This window comes from Pandoraea morbifera (assembly GCF_902459575.1).
Taxonomy (GTDB): Bacteria; Pseudomonadota; Gammaproteobacteria; order Burkholderiales; family Burkholderiaceae; genus Pandoraea; species Pandoraea morbifera.
Genome location: NZ_CABPSD010000001.1, coordinates 385,949 through 402,630 on the forward strand (window position 1 = coordinate 385,949; position 16,682 = coordinate 402,630).

Genomic DNA, 16,682 nt, shown 5'->3' on the forward strand with positions numbered 1-16,682 from the left:
TTTGTTACGAATTCCATTCATTTCGAACGGACACGAAGCGTTCGCCGAACTCCCGACGATTCCAATATTTGCACATTACCGCAATATGTTGCGTATCCGCCCCGGCCCGTGTTGCTCAAGAAATCGGTTGTTTTACACTCGGATCCCCCCGAATCTCGAAATCGAAACCGGGTGATGACGCCGATTGTCACTTGAGCAATTCAAATTGGCAATCACAAAGATTCGCCCCGTGGCGACCGTACCACGGGGCATGAGACAGGTACCCGCAAGTAGAAACATGCGCATTCAATTAAAAAATGATTCACATGTTTTCCATAAATCCATTGGATTGCGAATTAAAAACATTCACGACTTTCGTCACCGCGCATCACCGTCAATTTGCGACGTCCCGGCGAAATTCCAATACCTGACATTCAGGATGACGATTCACGATCCGGCACTGGCGTCGTCCCAGCGCAGCCCCCCGACGCCAAGGTCGCGAGGACCGGCAATCCCGTTTTCGACGTCGATGGCATGGGGTCCTACCGGATCCTGCGCGAGTCGACTAGGATGGGAGGTGGAAAGATCGACATTGCCGCCCGGCCAATGGTGCGAGCGGCACATCACAGGAGACTGACATGACGAAGCTCGTCACGTGTGTTTGGTTCAATGGCGACGCGCGCGAGGCGGCCGAATTCTACGCCGCCACGTTTCCCGACAGCCACGTCGACGCCGCTCACCGATCCCCGATCCCTGGCATCGGCAAGGGCGAGGAGCTGACGGTGGAATTCACGGTGCTCGGCCAGCACTTCGTCGGCCTGAATGGCGGTCCGGAGTTCACGCCGAACGAAGCCGTGAGCTTCATGGTGCTCACGCAAACCCAGGAAGATACCGACCGCTACTGGAATGCCATCGTCGGCAACGGCGGTACCGAATCGGCGTGCGGCTGGTGCAAGGATCGTTGGGGATTCTCATGGCAAATCACGCCGCAGCGGCTGCTCGATCTCGTGACCCATTCCGACACGTCCCTGGCACGACGCGCCATGGAGGCCATGATGACGATGCGCAAGATCGACATTGCCGCGCTGGAGCGTGCCGTGGCCGTTTGACTTGGTGTCCCGCCGCATGGGACACACGGCGGCGTGCAACGGGTCGACGCGCTTGACGTGACCCGCGCAAAACGGATAGAGTCGCGGCATGACGAATTCGCCCCTCTGCTTCCCGCAAGCCTTGCACGCTGTCCCGATGGGTCAGCCGGGTGCGTTCGTCAAAAGCAAAAAACAGTCGCTCAACTGACCGGGGCGTGCTGTTCCGTCAGTTGAGCGACGGAACAGCCTCGTGGACCCGGCAGTCCCGCCCAGCGCCTTGCGCGCGTCTGCCCCGCAATCCCCGCGTATCTGAACTTCCTCGTCGCCCTGCTGCACGGTTTCCGTACAGGTCAACACACGTTCGCGGCTCGCTCAGCCGCGCGTTGCGTCCAGGGAGACATTCATGCAAGTCGCACAGCCTCACCTCGCGTCCACGGCTTCTGCCACGTCGTCGACATTTCGCGGCATCTGGTTGCCGCTTGTCACGCCATTGCGGCGTGATGGCGCCGATACCACCGTCGATCACGCCGCCCTGCGTCGGCTCGTGGCGCACTATCGCCACTCCGGTATCGCCGGTCTCGTCATCTGCGGGACCACAGGCGAGGCCGCCGCGCTCGACGATGGCGAGCAGCTCGCCGTATTCGACACCGTGCTGCGCGAGGCCGGCCCGCTGCCGGTGATCGCCGGGCTCGCCGGCAACCATCTTGGCCACACGCTGGCGCGCCTCGACGCTTTCAACGGCCTGCCGCTCGCCGGCGTGCTAAGCCCCGCTCCCTACTACATCCGGCCGTCGCAGGCAGGCCTGCTCGACTGGTTCCGCGCCCTGGCCGACCGGTCCCGCGCGCCGCTGGTGCTTTACGACATTCCCTACCGTACCGGCGCAACGCTCACGCTCGACACGCTGCTCACGCTTGCCGGCCATGACAACATTCAGGGGATCAAGGATTGCGGCGGCAATGCGCACACCACACAGGCGCTCATTGCCGATGGGCGTCTGTCGGTGCTGGCCGGCGAAGACCACCAGTTGCTCTCGACGCTCGCCATGGGCGGCCACGGCGCGATCATTGCGTCGGCGCATTGCCGGCCGGCTCACTTCGCGGCGCTCTACCGCGCCGTGCGGGCACAACAGCTCGATGTGGCACGCGTGCTGTTTCACGCGCTCATGCCAGTGGTACGGCTGCTCTTCGCCGAAGCCAATCCCGCCCCGCTCAAGGCGTGGCTGGCGCGCGAAGGATGGCTGGAGGATGTGCTGCGAGCGCCGATGACGAGTGCTTCACCGGCGCTCGCGCAACAGCTGGTGGATGCCGTGGCCGCGATCGACGCCGCATTCGGCGCGCAAACGACGACCCCGGCAAACGCTGCCTGACACCACGCTTGCGACCTCAGGCGGCGGCGCGTTGCGCGATGAGCGCGCCGGCACCTGCCGAGGTCTCGCGACGGGGCTGCGGCAACGTGGCAACTCGGGGCAGCCCGGCATCGGCGTCGACATGGAACTTCGACGTCTCGCTCACGAGATCGGCGGCCTGTTGGCGCATATGCTCGGCTGCGGCGGCAGCTTCCTCGACGAGTGCCGCGTTTTGCTGCGTGACCTGGTCCATCTGCGCGACAGCCTGGTTGACCTGCTCGATGCCGCGAGCCTGCTCGTCGCTGGCGGCGGCGATTTCAGCAATCAGTTCGTTCACGCGGCGCACCGACACGACGATCCGATCCATCGTCTGCCCGGCCACTTCCACGCGTGAGGTGCCGTCCTGGACCTGCTGGATGGACGCCGCGATCAACTCGCGAATGTCCTTGGCGGTGCCCGCCGAGCGCTGGGCCAGCGTACGGACTTCGCCGGCCACGACAGCGAAGCCGCGGCCCTGCTCGCCCGCGCGCGCCGCTTCGACCGCCGCATTGAGCGCGAGGATGTTGGTCTGGAACGCGATGCCCTCGATGGCGCTGATCATGTCGCTCATGCGAGCCGAGGCGCTGGCCATCGCCTGCATGGTCTCGATCACGTCCCGGACGCTCTGCGCGCCGGCATCGGCAACGCCCGATGCCTCTTGCGACAGGCGCCGCGCCTGCATTGCGTGCTCCACGTTCTGGCGCACGGTCGAGGTCAGCTCTTCCATCGACGCGGCCGTCTGCTCGAGCGAAGCCGCCTGCTCCTCGGTGCGTTGCGACAAGTCGGTATTGCCCTGCGCGATCTCGCGCGCGGCGTTGTCGATGGCGCCCGAAGCGCTCTGGATATTGCGCACCAGACGGCTGAGCTGGTCGATCGCCGTGTCGAGCGAGGTCGCCATCCGGCCGATCTCGTCGGTACTGTCCACGCGAACACGATACGTAAGGTCGCCGCGCGCGAGTGCCGTGGCCCCCTCGGCGGCGGCCCGCACCGGGCGCGTGACCGAGCGCACGATCGCCAGCCCCGCAATGATCGACAGCACCACGGACGCCAGCAGTGTCAGCATCAGCCACAGCCGCGCGGAGGTATAGGCGGCGTTGGCGTCGGCAGCTTCCTTGGCGCTCACGGCCTTGCCCACGCCCATCAGGTCGTCGAGCGGCGAGAAGTAGGCGACCTGCGCCTTTTGCATCGGCCCCATCAGCTCGGCCTTTGCCTGGGCGAAGTCACCGCTGTGCACCAGCGTCTTGATCGTATCGAGCTCTTTGCTGTACACCACGTTGGCCTCGGTCAGGGAGCGATACAGTGCCTTGCCCTTCTCCGTGTAGAACATGGTGGCCATGCCGGCGATGCCTTTGTTGTTGGCTTCGCGCAGCTCGTCGATCTTGGCCAGGCGGGCGTCGATCTGCGAAGGATCGGCCGACATCACGATGTCTCGCAAAATGACCGCAACGTGCGCCGCCCGATCCTTCAGGTTGTGAAATTCCAGAATCTTGTGGTTCAGGTCGGAGACGATGAGCTGCGTGTTTGCATCCATCGTCGACATCTTCGTGACCGCGACCACCGCCACGACGAGCAGCATGACCACGTTGAGGGAAAAGGCGGCGATAAGCCGCTTGCTGATACTCAGATTCTTGAACATTGCCTTGCGCGTCCAGCGATTCGTCCTGCGTGTCGAGAAAGACCCACCGCCAGACTCGCGCGGCGGATCTCGTTCGATACCTTCCCCGGTACCTTTGACGAGGATTAACGTGTGCTTCGCAGGAAAACTTGAGCGGTTTCAGGCAAACCTATGGAATACCCTGAAACGTCCGGCCAGCCACATGTTTCACAGGTGAAAACGCCTGCCGGCAAGACGCAATCGGCAAATGCAGCTTCGGCATGAAGGGAGTGCCGATACGCGCACGGGATCGGGGCAGGCAACGTTCGCCCTGCGAACCTGAGCGATCAGGTGCCCCGTCCGGCGCTCCATTTCCCGGGCGACACGCCGAACGCGCGTCGGAAATAGCGGGTGAAGTGCGAGAGGTCGTTGAAGCCCTGCGCCAGGGCGACGTCGGTGGCGGAGACCCCGGCGCGCAGGGCGGGCAACGCGCGCGCCAGCCGCAGTTGATTGCGCCACGCATGCGGCGCGAGGCCCGTCTCTCGGGAGAACAGACGCGCGGCGTGAAATGGGGAAAGGTCGACGGCTTCGGCGAGCGACGTGAGCGACATCGGCTCGGTAAGATCCGCCGACAACCGCGCTTTCATCGTCTCCACGCGCACGGCGTCGCGATGCGTGGGCGTCTCGGGGATACGCGCCTGAGCGTGGCGGACCAGCATCATCGACACCGCATCGATCAGCACGCTCTGGGCAAGCAGGGGATCCGCCCCCGTCTGCAGCAGGCGATGAGCCGTGAGCAACCGCTGCATGACCTGCCTGTCGCGCACCACGTAATCGCCGAACCAGGGCAGCGCATCGGCGCCGGCCGCCAGCCCGGGCAACGGATGCGTCAACTGACGCTGTACGCCCTGCACGAAGTCCACCGGCAGGTAGAACACTCGGTAACGCCAGCCGAAGTCGGTCTCCCGAGATCCGGTGTGGACTTCGCCGGGATGGATGATGGCCACCGAGCCGGCGTCCGCCACGTGCTCCCCACCTCGATAGGCGTAGCGCTCCGCGCCCTCGACAATGCAGGCGAACGTATACGCATCGTGCCAGTGCGGCGCGAACGTATGGTCGTTGTATTCCGCCGTAACCATGTCGGCCCCGGGCACCAGCGACGAGCGCCAGTACAAAGGGGCATTGCGGAACGGCTGGTGAGGAGGACGAACGGCGCTCATGGCCATTACTTTACACCGGGAGAGCTGCCACAGCCCGGCGCTCGGGGCGCCGACACGCCGACAGGCCGACACGCTGACACGCTCAGCGCGTGGCGACCACGAACAGCCGGGGAAACGGCAGCAGCACCGTCCCGTCGGGGAGCGCGGGATAGGCCTTGGCGATCTCGTCGGTGTAACGGGAGAGAAATGCCTCGCGCTCGCCCTCGTCGAGTCGCGCAAGGAACGGTCGCAACGCACTGCCCTTGAACCACTCCACCACTGCCGGAGCGCCGCCCTCAAGGGGGTGATGGTAGGTGGTGCGCCAGATGTCGACGCGCGAACACAGGGTGCGCAGCAACGGGTAATAGAACGCTGCGCCATGACGCGCCGTGCGCTCCACGCCCCTGAGCCGGTCGGCCCACCGCGCGTCGGCCGCCACCTCCCGCATCAGTCGATGCGCCGGTTCGTCGAGATTGTCAGGCGTCTGCACCGCCAGCGAGCCGCCAGGTGCCAGACAGGCAATGAGGCGCGGATACAGCGTCGCGTGATCCGGCAGCCATTGCAGCACGGCGTTGGCCAGCACGACGTCGAACGGCCCGGCCTGCCAGGTGGCGATGTCGGCAACCTCGAAGCGAAATTGCGGCAGACGCAAGCGCGCCGCGTCGATCATGTCGCTCGAGCTGTCCAGACCGAGCACCTCCGCGCCTGGATATCGGGCCGCGAGGACTTCCGTGGAATTGCCGGGGCCGCATCCGATATCGACCACTCGGGCGAGCGCCCGCTCCGGCGGTGCCGGGATCGCCGCCACGAGATCGCGCACGGGGCGCGTGCGCTCGTCTTCGAACTTCACGTACTGCGCCGCCTGCCATGCCGGATTGACGGGCGCATTCGGGACATTCTCGGCATTCGAGGGGCTCGGCGACGGCACTTGCGGCATGACTCACTCCAGGGGGCACGAACAATGCCCCAACGATATCAGGTCGCCGCCTGCAACGCCTCCACGAAGACGCGCAGATGAGCGGGTTCGGCGTCGGTGATCGCCCAGTAGGTCATGCCGCCGCGCCGCCAGCGAGCGATCGCATAACCGTCCGCGCCGGTCATCATCGGCGCGGCAGCCGCCTTGTCGCGCGCGGGGAAAACGTACACGTCGATCGGGTGTTTGTCCGTACGATAGACGAGCACGGCCACCGTGCGACCGCCGACATAGTCGAGACGCCCCCCTTCGAGCGGAAAGCCATTTGCCGACAAGTCGACCACGGGCGGTGCGTAATCGATGCGACCGTTGAACCACGGCTTGACGGTGTGCCGATCCGTCGAGATCACATCGATGGGATGCTGCGAGAGCAGCGCGCGCACGTGGCTCGACACGATCTCCTGCGGTTGCAGGCCCTGGGTCGCCGCCACGTCCGGCGCGGGTTCGGGCGGTGTCGGCGGACGCGCCACGAGCAGCGCCATCGCCACGGCCAGCCCCCCCAGGATCGCACCGCCCGCGCCACCGAACAGCCACGGGGCCAGGCTCGGGCCCCACGCTGCTTCCGCCTGCCGGACGGGCGCGCCGGGCGCGGCGCGTGACGGCGCCGCCTTCTGCCCGGATGCCCTGCCGGGCGTCGCGCCATCGGTATCGAGCCGTTCACCGGGCGCCCTGCCGGCGCCCATGTCGGACGCGTGCGACGCCAAAGCGCCGGTCAGCGCAGAGGCATGGCGCTCGGCGTTCGCCAGATCGTCATGCAGACGTCCGCGAAGTGAGGCGGGCGCCTCGTGACGCAACGAGCCGTCGCGCAGCAGCCTGCCCAGCGTGGTCGCATCGCCGTCGCCCGCTGCATCGCTTTCGCCGGCGGCCGGGGCGACACGCCCCGTGCGTGCGCCGTCGTCGGGCAAGCCGCGCGGCACTTCTGCCGCCTTCGTCATGTCCGGATCATCAGGTTTGTTCATCGCGTCCTCCCCCGTGGGTGCCATCGAGCGGCAAACGCGCGAGGCGTGTGACCTGTGCCGACGGCGACACCGGCGAGCCCGGCGTCGTCGAAGCCAAAGGCGCACGCGCGTGGCGCGCGTCCTGCGCCGCGCGCACCGCGTCGGCCAGCATCCGCCGGCCGCGGGCCAGACGCGACATCACCGTGCCCGCAGGCACGCCGACGATCGTCTCGATCTCCCGGTAACTCAAGTCTTCCATCTCTCTCAACACCAGGACCTCGCGAAATACGACGGGAAGCGACGCGAGCGCTTCGCGCACCAGGTCGCACTCATCCCGGCGCACGGCCAATCGCTCCGGATCGCCGGGCGAGGTGTCGTCCCATCCCGGCAAGCGGGTATCGCCCTGCATGCCGTGAGCGACTTCGTCATAGGGTGTGCCATCGGCCGCCTCGGAGCGGCGTCGCCACTCGGTGAGCCACGTATTCCGCACGATGGCGAGCAGCCACGCACGTGCGTTCTCGCCCCGAAAGCCGTCGAAGAACCGCAACGCCCGAAGATACGCTTCCTGCACGATATCGTCGGCGTCGCCAGCGCTGCCGGACAGCCAGCGCGCGAGGTTGTAAGCCGCATCCAGATGCGGCAAGGCCAGCGCTTCGAACCGCCCTGGCGCTGGTGCGCCAGGCTTATCAGCATCGCTCACCCGAGTCTCCCGAGAACGGGCAGCGCAGTGCCCGGAATGGGTCGGTCTGACGTCACCGACGCCGCGTCATTGCTTGCATTGAATCACATTCGCCACGCCACGCCCTCATTTCACGACGATCACCCCCGTCATGTGGGGATGGATCGCACAGAAGTAGGGGTACGTGCCCGGCTTGTCGAACGTGAAGGCGAACGTGCCGTCGGTGTCGAGTGCCCCCGATGCGAAAGCGCGCGGATCGCTGGCGCTGGTGACCGTGTGCGGCTCGTCATCGCCATTGATCCAGGTCACGCGCTGTCCGGCGTGCACGGTCAGCGTCGCCGGCGAGAAGGTGAAGTTGTCGATCCGGACCGTTTCGGCATCGGCCGCGCGAGCCGGCATCGACGCCCCGAGCGCCAGGAGGCTCGCCGCCGTCAGCGCAACACCGAGATGCCGGGCACGCCACGATGCCGAGCGTGCATTGAGAAATCGCGTATTCATGAGGAGGCTCCCTGAGTGCCGCGGTCACGAGGCCAAGGTGGTGTCGGCGAGCCGCGGCCCGCCGTCGAGCGACGTAAACTCGACGCGCCGGATTCCAAGCGTCTGCCGCAATCGATCCGCATCGACCTTCAGTGGGCCCGGACCCGGCCCACTGCCCGGCGCGGGTTGGGGAAACGCGGTCGACATCGCGGTCTGCAACCGCACATGGCCTTCCACCTTCTGCAGCACCTGATGGATGTGTCCGTTGAGGACCGTAACCGAGCCGAAAGGACGCAGCATGGCCAGCGCCCGCTCGCCGTCATCGGTCCCCCAGCCCCAAGCGGGATACAGCGACCAGAGCGGCATATGCGTGAAGACGACGAGCGGCGTGCTGTGCGAGCGCCCCTTGAGGTCCTCGGCGAGCCAGGCAATCTGCGCATCGCCCAGATAACCCATGCCGCCCGACTTGAGGTTGAGCACGTTGACTAGCGCGACGAAATGCACGCCGCTGTGATCGAAGCTGTACCAGCCGTGCCCCTGCGATCCCGGCACGAAGCGCGAGAAGAACCCGCGCCCGTCGTCGCCGATGACGTCATGCTCGCCGGGGACGTAGTGCGTCTCGAGCCCCGCGCCGCTGACGATCTGCTGTGCCGTGTCAAACTCCTCGGCACGCGAAAGATGACTCACGTCACCCGTATGCAGCATGAATGCGGGGCGGGGCGAGGCGTCGCGTATGCGCTCGATGGCCATTTGCAGCGTACCCGCGGGGTCCGGATTCGGCGCGCTGTGAAAGCCGATGTGGCTGTCACTGATCTGCACGAACGAAAGCGTGCGGCCGGTCGCCGCCGCCGCCGGCGCGCCGATCGATACGATCGATTCGCCGCGCGGCACGCCGCCGTCGAGTGTCCAGAGAATGCCGGCACCCGCCCAAGCCAGGCAGGCCATCGCCCGGCGTCGCGAGGGGGAAGTCGGCTGCCCGGCGTCAACGCTCCGGGTTGCGCCATGCGGGATGTGGGGACTGTGGGACGGGACTTCGATATCGTCATTGATGTCCCGGTTCGGCGTGGTTCGGCTCATGACGCACCTCCGTGCGGTATGCGGTTCGGGCGTCGACCGGGCCGTCGGAGCGACGGGGGTTCTGCAACGCCTTTATCCGTAATACCGCGGAGGCCGTCCTTTTATTCCCCGACGATCTGCCGCCGTACGCGCATCGCATTCGCGCCCGCCAGACGAATGCGATAAGGATGCCAGGCCGACATCACGTGCACCACGCTGCGACAGCCATGCGGGTCCGGGCTACCAGCCGCGTGCGCGTTGCCGCCGTCGGCGTTATGCACGGCGCGGCGCAGCAGCTCGCCCGGATCGACTGGAAGCCCCCTCTGGCGAAGCTCGAAATGCAAGTGCGCGCCGGTGGCGGCCCCCGACTTGCCGACGGCGCCGATCACGTCACCCGCCACGACGCGGTCGCCAACGCTCAGGCTGCGCGCCTTGACGGACAAATGCGCGTAGATCGTCTCGCTGCCATGCCGATGTTCAATCACGATGTAGCGACCATATCCGCGCCGCTCGAATCCGAGCGTCTTCACGACGCCGTCGGCCGCCGCGCGTACCGGCGTGCCGGTCGGCGCGGCCAGATCGACGCCGGTATGACGATGGGCCACCCGGCGCAACGGGTGCCGTCGCAAACCGAATTCGGATGTGACGCGCCCGTCGCTCACCGGGATGACAAGGCGCTGCCCGCCCCTGGCGGGCGTGAGCGGCGCCAATACCCCCGATCGCCCAATGACGCCCGCCGACCGCTCGTCGTGCGTGGCAAGACGGACCGCCACCGCCCCGGGCAACGCGTTGCTGCCGCAAACGGACTGACGAAACGCCACTTGAGCACACGGCAGCGGGCGTGCATTCGGCGTCGGTCGATCGGCGAGCCGGGAAAGCGGTTGCATGTGGGCGGCGGTGAGGCGCGGGTGCAAATACAGTGCATCCGTGCGCTCGCCCGCGCCGGCGTCTGCCGGCGTCGGCGCAAACATGACCAGCATCGCAAACATCGCCGACGGCACCGCACCCAGGCATCGCCGGCGCGTGCCGATGCCCGCGGCGAAACTGCGTCGTCCGCGCGGATCGCCCTGTCGGCATGCGTCGCCGTCCGGCATCCGCACATGCCGCCCCGGCGTCGGAGAGGTGAAAGACATCGCTTGAAACCCAAATCGGAAGCGACGCAGTCTACGGGGTGTTGAGGCGATAATTGACGGGAAAACCCCCAATCGACGAGCCAACGGCGGCCGACCCCCCCAATTTTGGGAAACTACCCAGTGCGGCCAACACCCGGATGGGACGACGGGGTTCGTTCAGGCGGTGCGGGCGGTCGCTGACGATGCCCGCCCTCGCAGCAGACGCGACGAATTGACGCCCCTCGCGCCGTCGAACAAAACACCTCGTCCGATGTCGGACGCTGTGAGCTGCGCGCCGTGCGATGCCGCGACGTGTCCCCTCGAACGCGCGTGCGCGTAAGATAATGCGTTTGCCCGGCTGCCCCCGCCGGGCCGATTTTTGGGTAGTCATGTCAAGCGCCTGGATTTCCATTACCAATTTCGGCGGTGCCGCCGTGACGGTCCCCGCCGCCGCCGCTCTCACGCTCTGGCTGCTCTTCGCTCGCGCCTGGCGCATGGCGCTGGCATGGGGCGTGCTTTTCGGCGCCGCCGCCCTGGTTGTCGCCATTTCCAAGATCATGTTTCTCGGCTGGGGCCTGGGCTCGCGCGAGCTCGACTTCACGGGGGTGAGCGGGCACACGATGCTTGCCGCCACGGTCTACCCGGTCATTGCGTGGCTGCTGCTGCGTCGCGTCGCGTGGCCCTGGCGAGCCCTCGGCACGCTCGCGGCCATGGCGGGAAGTGTGGCCGTCGGCGTGTCGCGTGTGGCCCTCTCGGCGCATTCCATTTCGGAGTCCGTGGCGGGATGCGCCGTGGGCTTCACCGTGGGTGCGGCCTTCGCCTGGCTCACCCGACACGACGACGCCCCCAACCTGAAGACGCTGCCCATGGCCGCCAGCCTGTTCGTGCTGGTCATGTGGCTGCACGGCGAACGGGTACCCACGCAGCGCTGGATCACGCATATCGCGCTCACGCTGTCCGGTCGCGAGCAGCCTTTTCGCCGCATCAGTTGGCACGCGCGCAAGCCGCTGCCGCACCCGGTCCCGACATCTCCGGCCGCCGGGATGCCAGCGACCTCCCCTGGCTCGCCGTCGGGCACCGCCCGATAGGCGCTCGCTGCACCCGCGCAACTTGTCGCAGATCACGGAAGTCTCACGGGGCCTGCGATATATTCGTCGCATGGGTTGCACGTCTCGAAACCCGCGAACCGGTACGACGGCGATCCGCGAGGCGGACCGCCAGCCCGCAGTCAACGCCTGATACTCCATTGACGCGGCGACCGGGTGCTCGCGGCATCCGCCGCTTCTCGTTGTCGCAGCCGGCAGGCGCCTGCACGCCTGCGACAGATCGAAACGGAGTCCGCCATGCCAGAGCGCAGCAAAACGTCACCGTCGGCGCCCGCTGAAATTCGGCAACCCGAACCGCCACCGACGTCCAGGGCGGCATCGCGCTCGCGCGGAACGCCACTCACGGGACCGCATACACGGCGCGCCACGCCTGTCGGCGCCGACCCTGCCCGCAAGCACGACGCCCAACTGACGGACCCTCATGAGCCAGGGGGGACAACGACTTCGGCAGCATCGACGTTTGCCGATCATCTCGACCGCGCGGCAATGGCCACCACGGCGCGATTTACCGGCAACGTCTCTCCGGCGGCCGTCACACTCGCATGGGCCGATTGGGCGATGCACGCAATGACCGCGCCCGGCCATCAGCTCGACGTCTTCAGGGCGTTCACCCGCCTGGACAAGTCCGCCGCCGCCGAGGAAAAAGTGACAGGTGGTCCGCCACAGACCGACCGGCGCTTTCGCGATCCAGCGTGGGATACGCCACCGTTCTCCTGGTGGCGAGAACGCTTTCTGCGAGCGCAACACTTCGTCGACGAGATGACTGGCGATATTCCGGGGGTAGATCCGCACCATCGCGACGTCGTGCGCTTCATGGCACGCCAATGGATCGACGTTTTCGCGCCGAGCAACCAGTGGTTCCTGAACCCTGAAGTCCTCGCCGCGATTCGCGCGTCGCACGGGCAAAACCTTGTCGACGGCGCGCGACGCTGGTGGTCGGACCTCCAGGACATGGCGGCCGGCCACGCGCCAGGCGCCGGACCGAAGGCCTGCGAGGCGTTTCGCGTCGGGCACGAGATTGCCGCCACGCCCGGCAAGGTCGTCTATCGCAATGCCTGCTTCGAGCTGCTCCAATACGCCCCGATACAACCGCGGACATGGCGCGAACCGGTACTGATCGTGCCCTCGTGGCTGCTCAAGTACTACATCCTCGACCTGGAGGCGCAGCATTCGCTGGTGCGCTTTCTCGTCGAACAGGGGCACACCGTCTTCATGATCTCCTGGCACAATCCGGGCCCGCAGGCGCGTGACCTGGGCCTCGAGGACTACCTCGACACGGGCCTGCTCACCGCCCTGCGCGAAGTTCGGCGCCTGACGGGAGAGGCGCAGGTGCACGCTTGCGGATACTGCCTCGGCGGCACGCTTCTCGCCATTGCCGCGGCTGCCCTCGCCCGGCGACGCGGGCGCGGCGATCTCGATGCCAGGGCCCTCGCCAGCGTGACACTGCTCGCCGCCCAGACCGACTTCAGCGAACCCGGCGAACTGGGCTTGTTCATCGACGCCAGTCAGGTTGCCTATCTGGAGGCGATGATGTGGCGACAGGGGTTCATCAGCGGCGAACAACTTGCCGGAACCTTCCAATTGCTCAATTCGCGCGATCTGATCTGGTCAAGACTCATGCGCGACTATTTGCTCGGCAAGCCGGCGCAAACGACCGACTTCACCGTGTGGAATGCCGATACGACACGCATTCCCGCGCGTCTGCACAGTCAGTGCCTGAGAGCGCTGTATCTGAACAACGCGCTCGCCGGCGGCACACTGAAACTGGGCACGCAGCCGGTCGCACTCGCGGACATTCGCACGCCGATGTTCGTGGTGGCCACCGAGCGCGACCACATCTCGCCATGGCGATCGGTCTACAAGATGCATCTCCTCTACCACGGAGATCTCACATTCGCGCTGGTCTCGGGTGGCCACAATGTGGGCGTGGTGTGCCCGCCGGGGCACCCGAGCAGCCACTATCGGGTGGCGACGCGCACGGCGGGATCGAACTATCGCGATCCGGACGCATGGTTCGACGCCACGCCCGCCATGCCGAGCTCGTGGTGGCCAGCATGGCAGGCGTGGCTGCTCGCACGAGGCGGCGGCGAGTCGGTCGCCGCGCCCTGCCCACCGAAAAGTCCGATGGGCGACGCACCCGGCGATTACGTGCTGGAGCGGTGAGCCTGCGTGCCGCCGCGCTTGGGCGCCACACGGCCATTGAGCGGCGACGACTGCGACACGGCCGCTTCCGTTGCCTGCACGGCTTCGCTCGACATGCGGCGCCAGGCGTCCATGGTGCCTTGCGTGGCGTCGTTGAACGCCTGGAACCACTTCTGCAACGGTGCTTCGGCCGCCCGGGCCGCATCGCCGGCGCTCGAGCCCGCGCTCATCATGTCCGGCACCGCCATGGCGCCCGCCATCCCATGCTGGAGCTCCTCGCCCGTCTTGCGGCAATGCTCCGCCCACAGCATCTGATTGTTCGCCACCACCGCGAGCCACTCGCGCCAGAACTCGTTTTGTTGCGCGAGTTGGCCATTGAGCAACTGCAACTGCGCGGTAAACAACGCATTGAAGTCCTTTGCCCCGCCGAGCGACCGGGCCGCCTCGGCGTGGGTCTTGAGCAACTCCGTGTCCCGCGCGGACTGCAACTGGTGCATGCGCTGCGCGGCCTCCAGCACGATGCCGTAGGCGCCCAGCGCACTCGCCGTGCCAAGTTTTACCATTGCCAGCGCAGGATTCGTTTCCTTAGACATCTTGAATCTCCTAAGTCAGTAGTGAGTCATGCCACATGACCCGTTATTCCATGTGCATGCCGCCGTTGATGGCGAGATTGCTTCCGGTGATGAAGCCGGCGTCGTCCGACACGAGGAAAGCGACGAGCGCCGCCACCTCGTCGGGCCGTCCGAGGCGACCGACCGGAATTTGCGGAAGAATGCGCGATTCGAGCACTTCCTTCGGCACCGCCGTGACCATCTTCGTCGCGAGGTACCCCGGCGAAAGGGTGTTGACGGTGACCCCCGATTTGGCGACTTCCAGGGCAAGCGATTTGGTGAATCCGTGCATGCCCGCCTTCGACGCCGCGTAGTTCGCCTGCCCGAAGGCGCCGCGGCTGCCGTTGACCGACGCGATGTTGACGATACGTCCCCAACCACGCGCCACCATGCCGCCGAAGAGCGGGCGAGTCATGTTGAAAACGCTATCCAGATTCGTACGCAATACCGACTGCCAGTCCTCGGCCGACATCTTGCGCATCGTGGCATCGCGCGTGATTCCCGCATTGTTGATGAGAATGTCCACCGGACCCGTGTCGGATTCGACTGCCTTCGCACACGTCTCGCATGACGCGAAGTCGGCAACATCGACACGATAGGCAGCGAATTCACGCCCGGTCTCGCGCATGCGCGAGACCCAACCCTCGCAATCATGATTCGTGGGGGAGCAAGTCACCGCGACGCGGTATCCGGCATCGGCAAGACGCACGCTGATGGCCTCGCCCAAGCCACCCATGCCACCTGTTACCAAAGCGATTCGTGTTGTCATGGCTACCCGTCTCTCGTCTTGAAGTGGATCGTTGAACTTCAGATACCTCCAGCATAGTCGCGAACCTTCGGCTTGCCGCCGCATTCGGCACCCTGGCATGCCCTTCGCTTGACTTTGGTCAAGCCTCGCGCGCCAGGAGGGCGCTTCACCATGACACGTGCGCTCGAAGCGCACTCGGGGCGCATCGTTCACAGGCATCGTACTCCAAAATATTTCGACGGTCGGGCGCGGCACGCCGCTTCAAAACAAACCAATGAAGCCCCCCTCTCGATAGTCACAGGTCAGCGCGAAAAGTCGGTGACGCCCCGTTGCGGGGCATGGACAATCCATATATCATCGCCCGTAGATTTAATTTCTCACCCCCCCTGTGAGTCACGAGCGCATGATGCCCTTCCATTCCGATATCGCACCACGCCGCCGCCGGCTCACGCTGGCGCTCGCGTCCACGGCGCTGGCCGCGGCCGCCCTGGCGGCCTGTTCACGCAAGGCCCCGCCCGAGCCGCCGCCGCGCCCGGTCGTCGCGGTCGCCGCGACGCTGGCGGCGAAAACGCCCATCGCGTCGTTGCCCGCACAGATCGAGGCCCGCTATTCCACGCCATTGTCGTTCCGCGTCGCGGGCAAGATCATCGATCGCTCGGTGCGCCTGGGCGACGCGGTCAAAGCCGGCCAGGTCGTGGCCCGGCTCGATCCGGCCGACCTGTCGAAGAACGCCGCCAGCGCCCGCGCACAGCTCGACGCGGCACAGCATCAACTCGATTACGCCACGCAAACCGTGACTCGCGACCGCGCGCAGGCACGCGAGAACCTGATCGCCCCGGCGCAACTCGAGCAATCGGAAAACGCCTATGCGAGTGCGCTCGCGCAACGCAATCAGGCCAGCCAGCAGGCTGCGCTGGCGAGCGACCAGTTGCGCTATGGCACCCTCATGGCCGTTCGCGACGGCGTGATCACTGCGGAACAGGCCGACACCGGACAGAATGTCAGCGCCGGGCAGCCGGTATATCAATTGGCCTGGACTGGCGATGTCGACGTGATCGTCGATGTGCCCGAAGTCGCGCTCGGCGCCTTCCGCGCGGGCCAGACGGCAAGCGTCACGCTTCCCGCCGTGCCGGGCAAGACGTGGGAGGCGCGCGTGCGCGAGATCGCACCGGCGGCCGATCCGCAAAGCCGGACCTACCGCGCCAAGCTGTCACTCCTGTCGCCGGGTCCCGATGTGAAGCTCGGCATGACGGCCAACGTCGCCTTTGCGCAGCCGTTCACCTCGCCGGCGTCAACGGCGAGCGCCGCCGGCGATGCGCAGGCACCATCGCTACAGCCCATCACGCTGCCTTCGACCGCACTCTTCCACGACGGCAACCAGCCGGCGGTATGGGTAGTCAAGCCGGATGACACGCTCGTGCTGCGCCGCGTGCGAATCGCGCGCTATGGCGAGCGCACGGTCACGGTCGCGAGCGGCATCACGCCGGGCGAGCGCATTGTCTGGCAGGGTGTTCATACGGTGACGGCCGGCGAGAAGGTCCGCGTCATCGCCCCGTTGCACCCCGAGGACTTCGCGTCATGAGCACGCAGGACGGG

General features: G+C 66.4%; 15 protein-coding genes. 5 read left to right on the forward strand and 10 right to left on the reverse strand.

What is annotated here, in order from left to right; genetic code table 11:
* The first annotated feature begins 617 nt into the window (after positions 1-617).
* Complete coding sequence (locus PMO31116_RS01675) at positions 618-1,088, forward strand: VOC family protein (RefSeq protein WP_150565169.1); 471 nt, start codon at positions 618-620, stop codon at positions 1,086-1,088.
* Positions 1,089-1,470: 382 nt separating this feature from the next.
* Positions 1,471-2,433, forward strand: coding sequence for a 4-hydroxy-tetrahydrodipicolinate synthase (dapA, locus tag PMO31116_RS01680; protein ID WP_150565170.1), 963 nt, complete (start codon positions 1,471-1,473; stop codon positions 2,431-2,433).
* A 16-nt stretch (positions 2,434-2,449) separates the two neighbouring features.
* Here dapA and PMO31116_RS24220 read toward each other — a convergent pair whose 3' ends face one another.
* From PMO31116_RS24220 to PMO31116_RS01720, 8 genes are all read right to left on the reverse strand, one after another.
* Positions 2,450-4,087, reverse strand: a complete 1,638-nt coding sequence (locus PMO31116_RS24220) for a methyl-accepting chemotaxis protein (protein ID WP_150565171.1) — start codon at positions 4,085-4,087, stop codon at positions 2,450-2,452.
* A 305-nt stretch (positions 4,088-4,392) separates the two neighbouring features.
* Entirely contained in the window at positions 4,393-5,265 is an 873-nt protein-coding gene (locus tag PMO31116_RS01690) for a helix-turn-helix transcriptional regulator (protein WP_150565172.1), read from the reverse strand.
* Between the two features lie 82 nt (positions 5,266-5,347).
* Positions 5,348-6,181: a trans-aconitate 2-methyltransferase gene (gene tam, locus PMO31116_RS01695; RefSeq protein ID WP_150565173.1), complete on the reverse strand. Its 834-nt coding sequence runs from the start codon at positions 6,179-6,181 to the stop codon at positions 5,348-5,350.
* A gap of 38 nt (positions 6,182-6,219) precedes the next feature.
* Positions 6,220-7,176, reverse strand: a complete 957-nt coding sequence (locus tag PMO31116_RS23575; protein WP_174970727.1) for an anti-sigma factor family protein — start codon at positions 7,174-7,176, stop codon at positions 6,220-6,222.
* Positions 7,163-7,855, reverse strand: coding sequence for an RNA polymerase sigma factor (locus PMO31116_RS01705; protein ID WP_150565174.1), 693 nt, complete (start codon positions 7,853-7,855; stop codon positions 7,163-7,165). The genes PMO31116_RS23575 and PMO31116_RS01705 overlap by 14 nt, the downstream gene beginning before the upstream one ends.
* A 105-nt stretch (positions 7,856-7,960) precedes the next feature.
* On the reverse strand, positions 7,961-8,332 hold the full coding sequence (locus PMO31116_RS01710) for a cupredoxin domain-containing protein (protein ID WP_150565175.1): 372 nt from the start codon (positions 8,330-8,332) through the stop codon (positions 7,961-7,963).
* 24 nt (positions 8,333-8,356) lie between these two features.
* The gene (locus PMO31116_RS01715; protein WP_246185127.1) at positions 8,357-9,256 is read right to left on the reverse strand and encodes a metallophosphoesterase family protein; all 900 of its coding nucleotides are present in this window, start codon (positions 9,254-9,256) and stop codon (positions 8,357-8,359) included.
* Positions 9,257-9,489: 233 nt separating this feature from the next.
* Positions 9,490-10,500, reverse strand: coding sequence for a M23 family metallopeptidase (locus tag PMO31116_RS01720; protein WP_150565177.1), 1,011 nt, complete (start codon positions 10,498-10,500; stop codon positions 9,490-9,492).
* 368 nt (positions 10,501-10,868) lie between these two features.
* Between PMO31116_RS01720 and PMO31116_RS01725 the strand changes: the two genes are divergently transcribed.
* Both PMO31116_RS01725 and PMO31116_RS01730 read left to right on the forward strand, forming a co-directional pair.
* Positions 10,869-11,567, forward strand: a complete 699-nt coding sequence (locus tag PMO31116_RS01725) for a phosphatase PAP2 family protein (RefSeq protein ID WP_174970730.1) — start codon at positions 10,869-10,871, stop codon at positions 11,565-11,567.
* Positions 11,568-11,993: 426 nt separating this feature from the next.
* Positions 11,994-13,748 (forward strand): PHA/PHB synthase family protein, encoded by a 1,755-nt coding sequence (locus PMO31116_RS01730; protein WP_281350087.1) that lies wholly within the window; start codon positions 11,994-11,996, stop codon positions 13,746-13,748.
* On the opposite strand, the gene PMO31116_RS01735 is transcribed toward PMO31116_RS01730, so the two are convergent.
* Positions 13,730-14,320, reverse strand: a complete 591-nt coding sequence (locus PMO31116_RS01735) for a phasin family protein (RefSeq protein WP_150565180.1) — start codon at positions 14,318-14,320, stop codon at positions 13,730-13,732. The genes PMO31116_RS01730 and PMO31116_RS01735 overlap by 19 nt on opposite strands.
* A 43-nt stretch (positions 14,321-14,363) precedes the next feature.
* Complete coding sequence (gene phbB / locus PMO31116_RS01740; protein ID WP_150565181.1) at positions 14,364-15,107, reverse strand: acetoacetyl-CoA reductase; 744 nt, start codon at positions 15,105-15,107, stop codon at positions 14,364-14,366.
* A 385-nt stretch (positions 15,108-15,492) separates the two neighbouring features.
* On the opposite strand from phbB, the gene PMO31116_RS01745 reads away from it, so the two are divergent.
* A complete protein-coding gene (locus tag PMO31116_RS01745) occupies positions 15,493-16,668 on the forward strand; it encodes an efflux RND transporter periplasmic adaptor subunit (RefSeq protein WP_150565495.1) in 1,176 nt (391 codons plus the stop codon).
* Positions 16,669-16,682: the final 14 nt, after the last annotated feature.